Source organism: Haloarcula salina (assembly GCF_010119195.1).
GTDB classification, from domain to species: domain Archaea; phylum Halobacteriota; class Halobacteria; order Halobacteriales; family Haloarculaceae; genus Haloarcula; species Haloarcula salina.
This window is the reverse complement of sequence record NZ_WRXL01000004.1, coordinates 178,255-195,635: the sequence shown is the minus strand read 5'-3', so window position 1 is coordinate 195,635 and position 17,381 is coordinate 178,255. Positions and strand designations below refer to the sequence as shown.

Annotated in this window: 12 protein-coding genes; 4 read left to right on the top strand and 8 right to left on the bottom strand. The window is 69.0% G+C overall.

Translation table 11 applies throughout. The features are described from left to right. The first annotated feature begins 34 nt into the window (after positions 1 to 34). From rqcH to GM656_RS12390, 3 genes are all read left to right on the top strand, one after another. Positions 35 to 2,191, top strand: coding sequence for a ribosome rescue protein RqcH (rqcH, locus tag GM656_RS12400; protein ID WP_162413995.1), 2,157 nt, complete (start codon positions 35 to 37; stop codon positions 2,189 to 2,191). A gap of 36 nt (positions 2,192 to 2,227) precedes the next feature. Continuing rightward, positions 2,228 to 3,247, top strand: coding sequence for an AIR synthase-related protein (locus tag GM656_RS12395; protein WP_162413994.1), 1,020 nt, complete (start codon positions 2,228 to 2,230; stop codon positions 3,245 to 3,247). Positions 3,248 to 3,364: 117 nt separating this feature from the next. Next, complete coding sequence (locus GM656_RS12390) at positions 3,365 to 4,822, top strand: SLC13 family permease (RefSeq protein WP_162413993.1); 1,458 nt, start codon at positions 3,365 to 3,367, stop codon at positions 4,820 to 4,822. 36 nt (positions 4,823 to 4,858) lie between these two features. Here the strand turns inward: GM656_RS12390 and GM656_RS12385 are convergent, their stop codons facing one another. The 8 genes from GM656_RS12385 to GM656_RS12350 all read right to left on the bottom strand — a co-directional run bounded on the left by GM656_RS12385 (position 4,859) and on the right by GM656_RS12350 (position 16,430). Next, on the bottom strand, positions 4,859 to 6,268 hold the full coding sequence (locus GM656_RS12385; RefSeq protein ID WP_162413992.1) for a hemolysin family protein: 1,410 nt from the start codon (positions 6,266 to 6,268) through the stop codon (positions 4,859 to 4,861). Beyond that, entirely contained in the window at positions 6,269 to 8,389 is a 2,121-nt protein-coding gene (locus tag GM656_RS12380) for a dipeptide ABC transporter ATP-binding protein (RefSeq protein WP_162413991.1), read from the bottom strand. Beyond that, positions 8,386 to 9,306, bottom strand: a complete 921-nt coding sequence (locus tag GM656_RS12375) for an ABC transporter permease (protein WP_162413990.1) — start codon at positions 9,304 to 9,306, stop codon at positions 8,386 to 8,388. Before GM656_RS12375 ends, GM656_RS12380 begins: the two co-directional genes overlap by 4 nt. Continuing rightward, the gene (locus GM656_RS12370) at positions 9,306 to 10,289 is read right to left on the bottom strand and encodes an ABC transporter permease (RefSeq protein WP_162413989.1); all 984 of its coding nucleotides are present in this window, start codon (positions 10,287 to 10,289) and stop codon (positions 9,306 to 9,308) included. The genes GM656_RS12375 and GM656_RS12370 overlap by 1 nt, the downstream gene beginning before the upstream one ends. Before the next feature lie 4 nt (positions 10,290 to 10,293). Then, the gene (locus GM656_RS12365; protein ID WP_174242978.1) at positions 10,294 to 12,219 is read right to left on the bottom strand and encodes an ABC transporter substrate-binding protein; all 1,926 of its coding nucleotides are present in this window, start codon (positions 12,217 to 12,219) and stop codon (positions 10,294 to 10,296) included. Between the two features lie 219 nt (positions 12,220 to 12,438). Then, positions 12,439 to 12,987, bottom strand: coding sequence for a helix-turn-helix domain-containing protein (locus tag GM656_RS12360; protein WP_174242977.1), 549 nt, complete (start codon positions 12,985 to 12,987; stop codon positions 12,439 to 12,441). A 338-nt stretch (positions 12,988 to 13,325) separates the two neighbouring features. Next, a complete protein-coding gene (locus GM656_RS12355; protein WP_162413988.1) occupies positions 13,326 to 15,479 on the bottom strand; it encodes an acetate--CoA ligase family protein in 2,154 nt (717 codons plus the stop codon). A gap of 96 nt (positions 15,480 to 15,575) precedes the next feature. Continuing rightward, complete coding sequence (locus GM656_RS12350) at positions 15,576 to 16,430, bottom strand: HpcH/HpaI aldolase/citrate lyase family protein (RefSeq protein WP_162413987.1); 855 nt, start codon at positions 16,428 to 16,430, stop codon at positions 15,576 to 15,578. Positions 16,431 to 16,574: 144 nt separating this feature from the next. Here GM656_RS12350 and GM656_RS12345 point away from each other — a divergent pair, with 144 nt between their 5' ends. Next, positions 16,575 to 17,345, top strand: a complete 771-nt coding sequence (locus GM656_RS12345) for a class I SAM-dependent methyltransferase (protein WP_162413986.1) — start codon at positions 16,575 to 16,577, stop codon at positions 17,343 to 17,345. Positions 17,346 to 17,381: the final 36 nt, after the last annotated feature.

Sequence of the window (17,381 nt, the reverse complement as noted above, 5' to 3'; positions counted from 1 at the left end):
GAACCCCTTTGGGTCCCCGCCGACAGCCACCGATATGGATCACAAGCGGGAGCTGACGAGCGTCGACCTCGCCGCCCTGGAGGGCGAGCTCGCCGGCTACGAGGGCGCGAAGCTCGACAAGGCGTACCTCTACCCCGAGGACGACCTCGTCAGGCTGAAGCTCCGGGACTTCGACCGCGGCCGGGTGGAGTTCGTCATCGAGGTCGGCGACGTGAAGCGCGCCCACGTCGCCGACGCGGCCCACGTCCCGGACGCGCCGGGCCGACCGCCCGACTTCGCGATGATGCTCCGGAACCGGCTCTCGGGGGCCGACCTCGTCCGTGTCGAGCAGTTCGAGTTCGACCGCATCATCGAACTGGAGTTCGACCGCGAGGACGGCTCGACCACCATCGTCGCGGAGCTGTTCGGCGACGGCAACGTCGCCGTTCTCGACGAGCACGGCGAGGTCATCGACTGCCTTGAGACCGTCCGGCTCAAGTCGCGGACCGTCGCCCCGGGGACCCCCTACGAGTTCCCGTCGGCGCGGTTCAATCCGCTGACCGTCGGCTACGAGGGGTTCGTCGCCCGCATCGAGGAGTCCGATTCCGACCTCGTGCGGACGCTCGCGACGCAGCTGAACTTCGGCGGCCTCTACGGCGAGGAGCTGTGTACCCGCGCGGGCATCGACTACAACGTCGCCGTCGGCGAACTCACCGACGACCAGTTCCAGCGCCTCTACGACATCGTCGACGAACTCGGCACGCGGCTCCGCGAGGGCAACGTCGACCCGCGGGTGTACTACGAGACGGTCGGTGAGGACGGGGGCGAGAGCGACGGCGCAGACGGCGACGGCGAGCCGGACCGCCGACGCGTCGACGTGACGCCCCTCCCGCTCGAAGAGTACGAGGGCCGTTACAGCGAGACGTTCACCGAGTTCAATCCCGCGCTGGACGACTACTTCTACAACTTCGAGCGCGAGGAGGAAGTCGAGGGCGGCGAGACCCAGCGCCCGGACTTCGAGGCCGAGATCGAGAAACAAAAGCGCATCATCCAGCAGCAGGAGCAGGCCATTGGGGACTTCGAGGACGACGCCGAGGCCGAGCGCGAGAAGGCCGAGCTGCTGTACGCGCACTACGACCTCGTCGACGAGGTGCTGTCGACCGTGCGCGCCGCCCGCGAGGACGACGTGGCGTGGGACGAGATCGAAGCCAAGTTCGACGAGGGCGCCGAGCGGGGCATCCCCGCCGCCGAGGCGGTCGTCTCGCTGGACGGGAGCGAGGGGACCGTCACGCTCGACATCGACGGCACGCGCGTCACGGTCGACGCCGCCGAGGGCGTCGAGGTGAACGCCGACGAACTGTACAAGGAGGCGAAGCGCATCGAGGAGAAGAAGGAGGGCGCGCTCGCCGCCATCGAGGACACCCGCGAGGACCTCGAAGCGGTCAAGCAACGGCGCGACGAGTGGGAGAAAGAGGATGACGAGGGCGGGTCCGCGAGCGAGGCCGACGCGGACGAACCGACCGACTGGCTCGCCGAGGCGTCGATCCCCACGCGCTCGACCGAGCACTGGTACGAGCAGTTCCGCTGGTTCCACACCTCCGACGGCTTCCTCGTCATCGGCGGCCGCGACGCCGACGACAACGAGGAGCTCGTCCAGAAGTACCTCGAACGCGGTGACAAGTTCTTCCACGCGCAGGCCCACGGCGGCCCGGTCACGGTGCTGAAAGCGACCGGCCCGAGCGAGCCGGCCAAGGAGGTCGACTTCCCGCAGTCGTCGCTCGACCAGGCCGCGCAGTTCGCCGTCTCGTACTCCTCGGTCTGGAAGGACGGCCGCTTCGCCGGCGACGCGTACATGGTCGATCCCGACCAGGTGTCGAAGACGCCCGAGAGCGGCGAGTACCTGGAGAAGGGCGGCTTCGCCGTTCGCGGCGACCGGACGTACTTCGAGGACACGCCCGCCGGCGTCGGCGTCGGCATCACCTGCGAGGACGAGACGCGGGTCATCGGCGGCCCCCCGGCGGCAATCGAGGGACAGGCGGCGACGACGATCGTCGTCGAACCGGGCCAGTACGCCCAGAACGACATCGCAAAGCGGCTCTACCGAGAGTTCAGGTCCCGGTTCGCCGACGAGTCGTTCGTCCGCAAGGTCGCCAGCCCGGACCAGATACAGGAGTTCCTGCCACCGGGCGGCAGTCGGATGGTGGACGAGTGATGTGCGGGTCGCGGAGCGCTCGGGGTGGGTCGGGCCGTGAGTGACCTGGGCAAGATCGACCGCGAGGTGTTCGACCGGGTAATCTACCCGGAACTCGGCGCGGACCGCGACGACGTGGTGCTCGGGCCGACCCACGGCATCGACTTCGGCGTGATCGACGTGGGCGGCGAGGCGCTCGTCACGGCCACCGACCCGCTGTCGGTGCTGCCGGACCTCGGCTTCGAGACGGCCGGCCGCTTCGCGATGGACGTGGTGCTGGCAGACGTGGCGGTCTCCGGCGTCCCGCCGTCGCACCTCTCCGTGACGTTCACGCTCCCGCCGGAGATGACCGACGACGAACTCGCGGCGATGTGGCGCGGGATGGCCGGCCGGGCAGATGAACTGGGGGTGAGCGTCGTCACGGGCCACACCGCCCGCTACGACGGCGTCGACTACTCCTGGGTCGGCGGTGCGACGGCGCTCGGCGTCGGGTCCCACGGCGACGTCGTCCGGCCGGACGGAGCGCGACCCGGCGACAGACTCGTCGTCGGAACCGGCCCGGCCGCCGAGATAGCGGGCCTGTTCGCCCGCCTCTTTCCGGCGGCGCTCGACCTGCCGCCGGAGCGCGTCGCCGTCGCGCAGGAGCGACTCGCCGACACCGCCGTCGTCGAGGACGCGGCGGCCGTCGCGGGCACGGGCGAAGTGACGGCGATGCACGACGCGACCGAGGGCGGTATCACCGGCGCGCTGATCGAGATGGCCGACGGCGCGGGCGTCCGCTTCGACGTGGACAGCGACGCGGTCCCGGTGGCTGACGGCGTCGCCGACGTGTGTGACGCCGTCGGCGTCGACCCCTGGCACGTCTCCAGTTGCGGGACGCTGCTGGCCGCGGTTGACCCCGCGGACGCCGCCGACGCGGTCGCGGCGCTCGACGCCCGCGGGACGCCCGCGGCCGTCGTTGGCGAGGTGCGCGAGGGCGAGGGGCTGTACGTCGACGGGACGCGCCAGTCCCACCCCGGCGCGGACCCGTCGTGGGAGGCCTACGCTCGCTTGCAGGCGGCCGCAGACGGGGACTGATCGAATCGCGGAGTGTCCTCCCTGCGGCACGAGAGAGCGGTGGCCGGCGACGCCATCGCGCCCGCGCGCCCGTCGCTTCCACCAGATACTTTGGACCGACCGGCGACACCCCCTGTAATGGGCGAACGACGCACCGAGGGGCCTGCACTTCCGGGCGGCCTCTCGGTGCCGCAGTTCGGTGGACTGGTCGCGGCGGCGCTGTTTCTCGGCTACGGTCTCGTCGGCCCGACGCCGCCCGGCGCGTCTCCGGCGATCCGGCGCGTCCTCGCGGTGTTCCTGCTCGCGCTGGTCCTGTGGCTGACCGAGCCGGTTCCGTACGTCGTCTCCAGCGCGCTCGGCGTGACGCTGCTGTACGCGCTCGGCGTCGCCGACACCTTCGCCGCGGCGGCCACCGGCTACGCCTCGTCGCTCGTCTTCTTCCTCCTGCTCTTGCTCCTGCTCAGCAACTCCATCTCCAGCGTCGGCCTGGACCGCCGCGTGGCACAGCGGCTTCTCGCTGGCGAGCAGACGCCGCGACAGACCTACCGCTCGCTGGCGGCGCACGTCCTCATGCTCGCGGCGTTCGTCCCCTCGGCGATGGCCCGCGCGGTGACGTTCATCCCCATCGTCGAGCGCCTCGTCGACGCCTACGGGCTGGGCGAGGGCAGCGGCTTCGAGCGCGGGGCCTTCCTCCTGTTGGGCCACGTCAACCCCATCGCGTCGATGGCGCTGATGACCGGCGGCGGAATGGCGCTCGTCACCTCGGAGATCGTCACCGCGAACGTGCGGCCGGTCACGTGGGTCGAGTGGGCCGTGCTGATGATCCCGCCGACCATCGCGCTGTTCGGACTGGGGACCGTCGCCGCGGCGGCGTTCAGTTCGGTCGACGGCGAGACGACGGTCGCGACCGCCGACGGGAGCGGCGCGACGGGCGGGGAGTCGGCCCCGCTCGGGACCGACTCGCCCGCGGAGGGGTCGTCCCGCGAACAGCGCCTCGTCGCCGGCGTCATGGGCGCGACCGTCCTGGCGTGGATCGTCGGCTCGTTCGTCGGCGTCCCGACGGTCGTGCCCGCCGCCGCGGCCGTGTTCGTCCTGTCACTGCCCGGCGTGGACGTCATCGGGACGGAGGACGTGCGCGAGGTGAGCTGGGGCATCGTCTTCCTCATCGGCGCGATGCTGTCGATTCTGGACGTGATGCAGTCGACGGGCACGCTCGACTACGTCGTCGAGACGCTCACGCGGGCGGTCCCGTTCGCCGCGCTCGCCCACTGGCAGGTCGTCGCCGTGCTGCTGGCGCTCGCGGTCGGGATCCGCGTGCTGTTCTCGACCGGGTCGGCGGCCATCGTCGTCGCGCTCCCCATCGTGCTGGAGTTCGCCGACGCGTTCGACGTCGCTCGTATCCCGCTCGCGCTCTCCGTCCTGCTCGTCGTCGGGGCGACCACGATTCTGCCGTTCAACACCTCGGCGGTCCTCGTCTCGATGGACCGCGGGCCGCTCTCACATCGCGACGTGGTGTCGTTCGGGCTGGTGACGATGGCGCTGTCGCTCGCCGTCGTCGCGGCGTCGTGGCTGGTCTACTGGCCGCTCGTGCTGTGAAGGTGGGAGAAGATTTCGAGAGGAACTACTGGCCCCTCACGACGCGTTGGACTCCGAGCCGACCTCGGCGGCCGACTCCGCCGTGTCCGCGTCGTCGCCGTCGTCGACGCGCCGGAGCCGGGCCCGCGTGATGCGCGTGTTCTCGACGCGCTCGACGCCGATCTCGACGCCGTCGAACGCGAACGTCTCGCCCTCCTCGACGAGGCGGCCGGCGCGGTTGAACAGGGACCCCGCGACGGTCTCGAACTCCTCGCCCTCGGGCAGGTCGATGCCGAGCGCCTCGTTGACCTCGTTGACGTTGACCTCGCCCTTGACGACGACCGTGTCGTCGTCGACGAACTCGATGGGCTCGCGCTCCTCGCCCTCGAGGATCTCGCCGACGATCTCCTCGGTCAGGTCCTCGATGGTGAGCAGGCCCTCCGTCGTCCCGAACTCGTCGATGACGATGACGACGTGGATGCGCTCCTTGCGCATCTCGGTCAGCAGGTCGTCGACGTTCTTCGACTCGGGGACGTGAAGCACCGGTTCGACGAGGTCGGACAGGGGTTCGGACCCGCCGCGGTCCCCGCCGTCGGTGCGCCCGCCGACGAGGTCGTGGACGTGGACGATGCCGACGACGTTGTCCAGGCTCCGCTCGTACACCGGCAGGTGGGTGTGGCCGCTCTGGATACAGGTCTCCAGGGCCTCCTCGACGGACGCCGTCTTCGGGACCGCGGTCATGTCGAGGCGGGGCGTCATCACCTCCTTGGCGATGGTGTCGTTGAACCGCAGGGTGCGCTGGAGCATCTCTCGTTCCTCCTCGTCCAGCACGCCCTCGCGCTCGCCCGTCTCGATGATGTTCTGGATCTCCTCGCGGGTGACGTAGGAGGTCTCGATGGCCGACCGGCCGCCCGTGACCTTGTTGACGACGCGGGTGAGGTAGTCGAACAACAGGACGAGCGGCAGCAGGACGTACTCGGCGAGCTTCAGCGGTTTCGCTATCCGGAGCGCCCAGGACTCGGTGTTCTCGACCGCGTAGCTCTTGGGGGCGCTCTCGCCGAACAGCAACACCAGCGCGGTGATGCCGAACGTCGCGACCGTAACGGCCTGCCCCTGCCCGAAGCCGAGCACGACCAGCAGCCCCGTCGCGAGCGACGACATCGCGATGTTGACGAGGTTGTTCCCGACGAGGATGGTGACGAGCAGGCGGTGTGGATCGCCCTTGAGCGCCGCCAGCGTCTCCGAGCCGGGGACGCCGTCCTCCACGAGCGCGTCGACGCGGTGGGCGGGAAGCGAGAACATCGCGATCTCGGACGACGAGAAGAACGCCGAGATGCCGATGAGCACGGCGATGAGGGCGGCCCCGCCGACGGCGATCGCGCTGTTCGGAACCGGCGTGCCCCCGACCTGGAAGGCCGGGGCCACGGCGTCGAGCGTCGCCGCTCCGAACGGGGTGCCCGCTGTCATCTACGTCTCCGTGGCCGGCTCGTGTTCCGCGATGTTCGCGGCCGACTCGCGGTCCGCCTGCTCTCGCTCGCGGGCGTATCGAGCGAGCAGTTCGCTCTCGATGTCCTCGACGGGGTAGAAACACGCCGCCTCGTGGTCGCCGTCGGCGAACTCCGAGCGGGCGGGGTCTTCCTGTCGGCACTTGTCCGTCGCCTTCGGACAGCGCGGTGCGAAGTTACAGCCGCCCGGGAGGTCGACCGGGTTCGGCGGCTCGCCCGGGAGCAGGACACGCTGACGGTCGATACTCGGGTCGGCCCGCGGCGACGCCTCGAGCAGGGAGGCCGCGTAGGGATGCTTCGGGTTCTCGACGACCTCCTCGGTGGGTCCGGTCTCGACCACGCGCCCGAGGTACATCACCGCCAGGCGGTCGGCGATCTGCGAGAGGCTCGCCAGGTCGTGCGAGATGTAGGCGATCCCGATGTCGCGCTCGTCGGCCATCTCCCGGAGGATGTTGAGGATGTTGGCCTTCAGCGACACGTCGAGCATCGACGCCGGCTCGTCGCAGATGAGCAGGCGCGGATCGAGCACGAGCGCCTGGGCGATGGCGACTCGCTGGCGCTCCCCGCCAGAGAGCTGGTCGGGGTGCTTGTCGAGGTACTTCTCCGGCGGATTGAGGCCGACGTCCGAGACCGTCTGGCGGACCCGCCGCTCGATCTCCTCGGGCTCGACGCCCTGGACTTTCAGCGGTTCGCTGACCGCGGCCCGCACGCGCTGGCGGGGGTTGAGCGAGTCGAAGGGGTCCTGGAAGATGAACTGCACCTTCGAGCGGAACTGCTTCGTGTCCTCGTCGAGCAGGTCGTCGACGGGTCGCCCCTCGAAGAGGATGTCGCCGCCGGTCTGGGACTGCAGCGCTGAGACGACCTCCGCGAGCGTCGACTTTCCACAGCCGGACTCGCCGGCGATGCCGAGGATCTCTCCCTCGCGGATGTCGAGATCCACGCCGTTGACCGCCTTGACGTAGTTCGGTTCCCCGCCGAGGAGGTCGGCGACGATCGACTGGGACTGCTCGAACCACTTCTCCAGCCCGTCGGTCTCCACGATGACCTCGCCAACGTCGCTCCCCTCGTCGTCCTCGGGCACGTCGATGCCCCAGGTCTCCGGGTCGGCCGCCCGCTCCTGAAGTTCGTCGGCCCGGTCGTTGTAGTAACAGGCCGAGGCCTGGTCCTCGTCGCCGACCAGCGGCGGGTGCGCGCTCTCGCACTCCTCCGTCGCGAACGGACAGCGGTTCCGGAAGACGCAGCCGGTCGGCTCCTCTACGAGGTCCGGGAGCGACCCCGGGATGGAGATGGCGTTCTCGTCGAACTCGTCGACCTCCGGGAAGGCGTTCTTCAGCCCCATCGTGTAGGGGTTGTGCGGGTCGTTGAACACGTCGAAGGTCTTGCCCTGCTCCATCACCTTCCCGCCGTAGAGCACCGACACCTCGTCGCAGGTCTCCGCGACGACGCCGACCTCGTGGGTGATGAGGAGCAGCGAGCTGTCGATCTCCTCCTGGATCTCCATGAGCTTCTGGACGATCTTGTCCTGGACGATGACGTCCAGCCCGGTCGTCGGCTCGTCGGCGATGATGAGGTCGGGGTCGAGGACCAGCGCCATCGCGATGGTGACGCGCTGGCGCATCCCGCCCGAGAACTCGTGGGGGTAGTCCTCGGTCCGCCCCGGATCGAGTCCGACGATGTCGAAGACCTCTTCGACGCGCTCGTTGGCGGCGGCGTCGGTGACGTCCTTGTGCGTGTGGATCGCCTCGCGGATCTGCTCGCCGACGGTCATCACGGGGTCGAGCGAGTCCATCGCGCTCTGTGGGATGTAGGCGATCTCCTCCCAGCGGACGTCGCGCCACTCCCGCTCGGAGAGGTTCGTCAGCTCGCGCCCGTTGAACGTGATGCTCCCGGAGCGGATCTCGCCGTTGTCGTCGAGCAGTCCGAGCACGGACTTCGCGAGGGTCGACTTCCCGGAGCCGGACTCGCCGACGAGCCCGTAGTTGTCCCCCTCCTCGATGGAGAAGGAGACGTTGTTGACCGCGTGGACGTCTTTGTCGGGCGTTCGATACGTGATCTTCACGTCGTCGACTTCGAGCAGGCTCATTGTTCCTCCGTCTGCAGTTCGGGGTTGACGATCTCCTCGAAGGCGCGCCCGACGAGGAAGACCGAGGTCGTCACGGCGGCGATACCGAACGCGGGCGGGAGCACCCACCACCAGGCGACCCGAATCGCGCCCGAGCGGAACACCTGCTGGAGCATCCGGCCCCAGGAGGTGGTCGTCGGGTCACCGAACCCGAGGAACGCGAGCGACGCCCCGGCGACGATCGACCACCCGACGGCGTAGGCGGTGTACAGGAAGCCGATGCCCAGCACGTTCGGCGCGACGTGGAGGAACATCGTCCGCAGGTGGCCCGCGCCCCTCGCGCGAGCGGACTTCACGAACGTCCGCTCCTTGACGGTCATCACCTCGGAGCGGATGACCCGCGCCGGCATCTTCCAGAGGAAGATCACCAGCACGGCGGTGATGAGCCAGACGTTCGGCGAGACGAACGACAGGATGAGCAGCGCCATCGGCAGGAGCGGGAGCGCGAACGTGAGGTCGGTCAGCCGCATCAGGAACTCGTCGATGCGACCGCCGAAGTACCCGCTCGTGAGGCCGACGAGGAAGCCCAGGATTCCGGTCCCGATGCCGCCGAACAGCCCGATGATGAGCGTCGGCCGCGCGCCGGCGAGGAACTGGCTCAGCACGTCCTTCCCGAAGGAGGTCGTTCCGAGCAGCGCCTTCCCGCTGGGCGCGGTCAGTCGCATCATCGCGCCCTGGCGGCGGAGCGTGTCCTCGATCGGGTGGTACGGCGCGATGTACGGGCCGAAGAGCCCGATGAACACGAAGCTGGCGAGGATGACGAGGCCGAACTTCGCCCCGGTGTCCTGCCAGACGACGGCCATGGTCTCTTTCGCGCGACCGAACTCCGAGCTGAGCCGGTCGCGTGCGGTCTCGGCGTCGAGGGAGTACCCGGACATCAGACGTCACCCGCCTTGATCGTCGGATCGAGTTTCGCATACGCTATGTCGGCAGTGAGGTTCATCACGATGACCGCGAGCGCCATGATGAACACGGCGGCCTGGACGGTGGGGTAGTCCTGATTGAGGATCGCCTGGACGAGCGCGCGGCCGATGCCCGGCCACGCGAAGACCACTTCAAGCGTGATGACGCCCTGGAACAGCATCCCCGTCCGGAGCGCGAAGTAGGTCACCAGCGGGAGCAGCGAGTTGCGCCCCGCGCGGGCGAGCTGTTTCATCTCCGAGAGCCCCTTCGCGCGGTGGAGCATGAGGAACTCCGAGCCCTTGCGCTCGACGACGGAGTTCCGCGCGAGCATCAGGAAGTCGCCGCTGTAGAACAGCACCGTCGCGGTGAAGGGGAGGATGTAGTGCTTGAGGAAGTCCACCGAGAGGTACGTCTGTGCGTACCCCTGCGGGTTCGCCATCGGACTTCGCATCCCGAACGCGGGCAGCCAGTTCAGCCCGTAGGAGAAGACGATGAGCAGGAGGATCCCCGTCACGAAGATCGGGGACGCGCGGAAGAACGTGGTGACCACGATGCCGGCTTGCTCGAACTTCGACCCGCGATTCCAGCCGGCGTACATCCCGGCGACGGAGCTGACGACCGCCGTCACGACCAGCGCCGGCAGGAGCAAGACGAGCGTGTTCATCAGCGCGGGGATGATGATCTCCCCGACCGGTCGCTGCTGAGTCAGCGAGATGCCGAACTGCAGCGTGAACAGGTTCCTGACGTACTTCAGGTACTGCACGTAGATCGGCTCGTCGAGGCCGTACATCTCGCGGAGCTGGGTGACCTGCTCGGCGGTCAGCGCTCCCGAGGCGACCAGCCCGCTGAACGGGTCGCTCGGGAGTAATCGGAGCGAGGCGAAGATGACGCTGACCGAGATGAGCGTCAGCATCGCCGCGATGGCGGTCCGTTTGATGAGGAATCGCTGGAAGCTCATTGTGTCAGGAGAAGTCCGCCTGGTCGAGTTCGGCCCGCGTCGCGTGACCGTCCTCGACCCGCTCGGCGAAGGCGTCCCAGGCGTCGCCGGTCGGCCAGACGAGCATGTCGTCGCCGTTGAAGGTGTACCCCGCCTGCTGGAGCATCGACCGCGCCTTGTCCACGTTGTACTCGTAGGGCTCGGTTTCGCCGTAGAACGGCGTCAGCAGCGGCGTGATGAGGTTCTGGCCGTCGATGGCTTCGCCCCGTCCGCCGAGGACGCCGTCGACGAAGCCCTGCTTGTCCACGGCGTGGCTGAGCGCGACGCGGAACGTCTTGTCGCGGAACAGCGGGACGATGTGGTTGATGTGGACGTCCGTCGGGACGTAGTTGCGCGCGGTCTGTTTCTCGACGCCGCTCGCGTTCGCGGCGCGTTCGGCCTGCTGGTTCGAGACGGTGGCCCCGATGGCGTCGATGTCGCCGGACTGCATCGCGCCGATGAGCGTCGAGACGTTCCCGACGTTGGACTCGACCATCTCGTCGATGCCGTCGCCGGGGACGAAGTACTGCTCGCCCATGATCTCCCGGCGGGTGTCGTCGTCCCACAGCCAGTGATCCTCGTACTTCTCCAGGCGGAGTTCGGACCCCTGCTCCCAGTTGACGAAGCTGAACGGCCCCGTTCCCACGGGGTTGTCCGGGTTGTACTGCCCGGGGCTGTCGACGTCCTGCCAGCGGTGCTTGGGGATGATCGCGCTCCGGACGGCGCGCTGGGTGAGGAACGCGGCGTCGGGCTCGGTGAGATTGAACCGGACGCGCCCGCCGCCCTGGTTCGACACCACTTCGACGCTGTCGATGGTCCGGTAGAACGGTCCCTGCTGGGGGGCGGTGTGTTGCTTGTACATCTCGACGCTGAACTTCACGTCCTCGGGCGTGAACGACTCGCCGTCGTGCCAGGTGACGCCCTCGCGGAGGTCCATCTCGACGGTGGTGTCGTCGATGACCTCGTGGCCGGTCGCCAGGCCCGGGACGATTTCGAGCTGCGGCGAGGCGTCGTAGAGGCCGTCGTAGACGTTCAGCAGCCGCTTCTCTTCGAGGCCGCCGGTGGACCAGGGGAGGTTCGTCCCCTGCATCCCGGCGGTGACGCCTTTCACCCACGTGGTCGAGTCGCCCGTCGGCTGGAGGTTCACCTGCGTCCAGATGAACGAGTCGCGGGTCGTGCCGTTGCCCGGCGTCGGCACGTACCCCTCCCAGTCGGCGGTGTTCGCGACCGTGATGACGTTGGGGAAGTTCGAGGCGATGACGTAGGCGTCCTCGCTGAGCTTCGTCTGGATCTCCTGGCAGATCTCGGCGCGCTTTTGCTGGTCGCCGATCGTCTGGGCCTGCTCGTCGAGCAGTTCGGTGATCTCGTCGTTCTTGTAGTTGTAGTAGTTCCCACCGGTCTCCGGGTGGGCGCGCATCAGGAACGGGTTCGGGTCGAGGCCGCGCTGGGGGTCGGGCCCGTGGAGGTTCATCACCACGGGAACCGGGTGGCCGATGTCAGCGCGCCAGAACTCTCCGTACCGGGTGCTCGGCTGGACGTTGACGAGGTTCGTCGGGACGCCGATGGAACTGAACGACTCCTGGATCATCAGCGCGTGTTCGCGCATCCACGGCGTCTCCGACTGCGCGAAGTGCATGTCGAGCGCGGACAGGGACTGCCCCTCGACCGCGGTGTACTCGAACTGGACGGCCTCGTCGTTGACCGACGACCCCTTCGTCTCCACGGGCCACTCCTCCCAGAACTTCGTCTCGATCGACCGACCGTCGCCGCTGGCGCCCTCCGTTCCACCGTCGCCGCCGTCGCCGCCAGAACAGCCGGCCATGCCGGCCAGTCCGGCCGCGCTCGCGATCTTGATGAACCGACGCCGCGACGTGGTACCTGTCTCGATTTCTAATGGTTTATCACGGGACATTACACCTCCAGCGTTTCCGCCATACCGACTTGGAGATGTTCCCGATACCCCTCAATCATCATCGTCCTTTATGTACGACTGCCCTCAGCGGGGTGATCGACCGCCGATTCTGCCCCCGTGACCGACCGCGCTCGCACCTCTCAAAACGCGTATGAATTCTCGCCACTGAGTCGATCGGTTTGCCGTCGGCGGGCCACCGATCACTCGGCGGTCGGCCTGTCACTCCGCGTCGGCCTCGGCGGTCGGCGACGGACCGCCGGAGAAGACGAGGTCGAAGAGCTGTTTCTCCGCGAGCCGGAGCCGTTCGCTGAGCGTGGACTGAGCGATGTCGAGTTCCGTCGCGAGGTCGTCGGCCGTCGCCCCGCGCGGCACGTCGAAGTACCCCATCGAGTGAGCCGTTCGGAGAACCGACAGCTGCTCCTGTGAGAGTTCGTTGCGCAACACGCGGCCGAGCTGGCCGCTCCCGAGCGGTTCGCCGGTCGTCTCGACCTGGTTCACGCTCTGGAGTTCGAACTTCCCGAAGCGCTCGTCGATCTGGTCGGCGAGCGCCCTGAAGTCGTCCCACTCTTTGACGGTGATGACGCCGTCGAAACGGCCGTCGTAGAGCTTCAGCCGGTTCGGGATCGCCCTCCCGCGAAGGAGCACGCCCAGGAGGAACGGGTACGGTTCGTGGGCGACGATGGTCAGCCGGTACGTCGGCTTCTCCGAGGCGTCCACCGAGACGCGTTCGTGAAAGAACAGCTCGGCGCGGTCGATGGCGTCGACCATCGCCTCGGGGTCGAGTTCGGTCTCCGCGGTGACCAGCAGCGACTCGATCCAGTCGCCCTCGTCGGCGTAGAACGCGTTCTCGAACTCGATGGAGTAGATGTCCGGGAACTGCGCCTGGAAGTCGCTGACGACCCCCGATTGAACTGTCTGAAAGTCGACACGGAGAATTTCAGATCACCCTGAGTGTCCGTATACTCCCAGTTACTCGGACCCACATTTAACCTTTGTTAGCCATGGACGAGCGGCGAGAATCCAGGGAACGGGCGACGGACGGCCGTTTTCAGGCAGTAGTCCGTTCCTACTACACCGTCGGAAACCGGTTTCGGTGCGCGCGCCGTTTATTCGGTCGTCCGGACCAGCGCGTCGACGGCGACGGGGCCGTCGGCGGTGACCACGACGGGGTTGAGGTCGAGTTCGGCCACGGACTCGACCGAGGCGGCGAGGTCGCCGACGCACACCAGGAGGTCGACGACCGGGTCGACGGGCAGCGGCTCCCCGTCGCGCCGGTCGGTCAACACGTCGGCGAGGGCCGTCTCCTCGACGGCTCGACGCGCGTCGGCCCGAGAGAACGGCGGGACGAGCGTCGCGCTCTCGTCGAGCACCTCCACGAGCACGCCGCCGGGCCCGACGGTGACGAGCGAGCCGAACACGTCGCCCGGCGCGACGCCGAGCATCGCCTCGACGCCGCCGTCGACCATCGGCTGGACCAGAATCCCGGCGATATCGTCGTCGTCCACGCGGGTCCGAGCGGCCGTGTACACGTCGTCGTAGGCCTCCCGTGCCTCCTCGGCGGACTCGACGCCGAGCCTGACGGCCCCTGCGTCGGTCCGGTGGGGCAGTTCCGGCGAGTCGACCTTGAGGACCGCAGACCCGTCCATCGAGGCCAGCGCGTCGGCGGCCTCGTCTGCGCTGGTCGCCAGCCGCGTCTCGACCGTCGGTACGTCGAACGCCGAGAGGAGGGACTCGGCTTCCTCCCACGTGAGAACGCGACCGCGCGGGAGGTCGAGATCCGCCGACGCCCCGCGGTCAGCGGCGAGGGCGCTCCGGGGAGACTGGTCGGCGAGTCGGTCGCGAGCGGCGGCGAACTCGACAGTGGACGCGACGGCGTCGAGACACCGGCTCGGGTCCTCGTAGAACGGCACGGACTCGCGGAGCCGGGCGTAGGCCGGCGTCTCGCTCGGGTCGTCTGGCACCTTCCGGCCGGTCCAGAGGACGTACACCGGGTCTTCGGCCCGCGCCGCGATGGCCGCCAGGTCGGCGGCGATGTCGGCGGCGCGGTCGTCGACGCCCGACAGGCCGATGGCGAAGACGTAGGCGTCGAAGCCGTCGTCGTTGAGGAGCGCATCGGCGATTTCCGGGAGCACGTCCGCGCCGTACCCGCGGATGTCGGCGGGATTCCGGAGTTCGCCGTAGGTCAGGAGGTCGTCCAGGTCGAGGAGCGCCTGCTCGGTCGCCCCGTCGATGTCCGGGAGCGCGAGGCCGCGCTCGGCGGCCATGTCGGCGAGCAGGCTCGCGAGGCCGCCGCTGGTCGAGGCGATACAGACGCGGTCGCCGTCCGGCGGTGCGCCCCCGGTGTGCGCGTTCGCGCGACCGAGGAGGTCGGGGATGTCGGGGACCCGCTGGACGCCGGTCTGGTCGAAGGCGGCCGCCCAGGCGTCGTCGTCGCCGGTGAGCGACCCGGTGTGCGAGAGGGTGGCCGCCTCCGCCTGGTCCGACTGGCCGATCTTGACCGTCAGGACGGGCGTGCCGTTTCGGACGGCGCGCTCGGCGACGCGCATGAACCGCTCCGGGTCTTCGATGCCCTCGACGTACGTGCAGATCACGTCGACGTCATCCTGTTCGGCCAGGTAGGCGACGTAGTCCGTGAGCGTCAGGTCGGTCTCGTTCCCGGTCGAGACGATGTGGCTGAAGTGCAGGTCCTGATCGGCCGCCCGCTCGAAGAAAGTGGTGAACGCCAGCGCGCCGGACTGGCTGACGAGGCCGATGCCGCCGGGTTCGGGCTCGCGCGAGCACGTCGAGGTGAGCGTCGCGCCCGCGGACGACATCACGCCGATGCAGTTCGGCCCGACGACACGGATACCTGCGTCTTCGGCGGCCGCGGCGAGGTCCGCTTCGACGGCCGCGCCGGCCTCGTCGGCTTCCGAGAACCCCGCGGTGAGCACGAGCGCGACGGGGACGCCCCGGTCTCCCGCCGCGCGGACCACGTCGACGACGTACTCTCGTGGGACGCTCACGACGACGAGATCGACGGTCTCCGGCACGTCGTCCACGTCGTCGTAACACCGCCGGTCCCATACCTCGTCCCGACTCGGGTTGACCGGGTAGAGGTCGCCGTCGAAGCCGTAGTCGAGGAGGTTATCGACGAGGTTCCCCGAGTAAAAGGAGTCCGGACTGGCCCCGACGACTGCGACCGAGTCGGGGTCGAACAGTCGCTCCAGGTCCGGCGTCGCGTGCGTCTCTGTCTCCGCGCTCGTTGCGCCATTCGATGTCATGACGCGGGACGATTCTCGCGGCGGCCGCCTGAACCTACTTCCGATGGTGGCCGGTAATCATCATTCTTTATAAGCAACGACCGATCCGATGGTAATTTACCGCTTTCCAGCGGCCCTCGCGCGGCCGAGAATCGTCCTCGCGCGCTCGACGAGCGGCGGGTCGATCATCTGCCCGCCGACGGTGAACACGCCGTCACCCGCCTCGTCGGCCGCCCGCTCGCCGTCGATCACGCGCTCAGCCCACTCGATCTCGTCCGAGTCCGGCGTGAACGCCTCGTTGATGACCGGGACCTGGTCGGGGTGGATGGCGAGCTTGCCGTCGAAGCCGAACTCGACGACCGTCTCGACCTGCTCGCGGAGCCCCTCGGCGTCCGCGATGTCGGTGTAGACGGTGTCGACCGCGTCGACGCCCGCGGCACCGGCCGCGACGACGACGCGCTGGCGCGCGTAGAGCGACTCGGTCTTCTCGGCGGTCACGGTGGCACCGATATCGGCGGTGAAGTCCTGGTCGCCGTAGGCGATCGCAGTCACGCCGGCCGCCGCCGCGATTTCGTCGGCCGCCTGGACGCCCGCCGCCGTCTCGATCAGCGGGACGATACCGACGCCTTCGGCCCCGAGGTCGGCGAGGTGGTCCCGAAGGGTCGCGACGTCGTCAGCCCCCTCCGCTTTCGGGAGCACGACGAACTCGGGCGGAGACGACGCCTCGCCGACGACAGCGGCCACGTCGTCCCGGCCGGAGCGCTCGTACGGATTGACGCGGACGCTGACCGCCGGCGTCGGGTCGTCGAGGGCGTCGAGCGTCTCCAGGACAGTCCGGCGCGCGGCCCCCTTCTCGTCGGGGGCCACGGCGTCTTCGAGGTCGAAGATGACCGCGTCCGCGTCCGTTCGGACGGCCTTCTCCAGCATCTCCCGGTCGTCGCCCGGCGTGTACAGCAGTGATCGACGGACCATACGTGACGACGCGTCCGGCCCGCTCGAAAAACTACGGGTCGAACGCCGGCCGTTCCGCGCGGTCGATCGCCGAGCGCCGGATCGAGCGAGCGACGCCCCAGCGCCGCCGAAACCCCTTTCACCCAGCCGGCGGACGAGCGCGGTATGGAACAGGGAGGCGACGCGAGCGAACGGAAGCGTTCGACGGCGGCGCACTTCGGCGCTCACGCCGACGCGTACCTCGACAGCGACGTCCACCGGTCCGGCACCGACCTCGACCAGCTCGCCTCGTGGTGCGCCTCGTCTCGCCGGGCCCTCGACGTGGCCACGGGCGCGGGCCACACCGCCGGCGCGCTGGTCGAGGCCGGGGTCGACCGCGTCGTCGCGACCGACGCCGCCCCGGACATGGTTCGGACCGCGACGACGGCGTTTCCGGCCGTCGAAGGCGTCGTCTGCGACGCCGAGGCGCTCCCGTTCGGCGCGGACGCCTTCGACGCCGTGGCCTGCCGCATCGCCGCCCACCACTTCCCTGACCCGGTCGCGTTCGTCGAGGCGGTGGCCCGTGTCCTCGAACCCGGTGGGACCTTCGCCTTCGAGGACAACGTCGCCCCGGCCGACGACGCGCTCGACGACTTCCTCAACACGGTCGAGCGGTTGCGTGACCCGACGCACGTCCGTTCCCACCGCGTCGACGACTGGGTCGAGTGGCTCGAAGGCGCGGGCTTCACCGTCGAAACCGCCCGGGTCGTCGACAAGACCCTCGCCTACGACGAGTGGGTGGCGAACGTCGAGACGCCCCCGGCTCGGCGCGAGCGCCTCGAAGCGGCCTTCGCCGACCCGCCGGCGGGCGCTGTGGAGGCGTTCGACGTGCAGACGGCCGACGGCGATGTCGAGTCGTTCGCGAACCAGAAGGTCCTGCTTCGCGCGACGCGGTGATTCACCCGGTCGGGGACCGCCGTAATCGACCGGTTC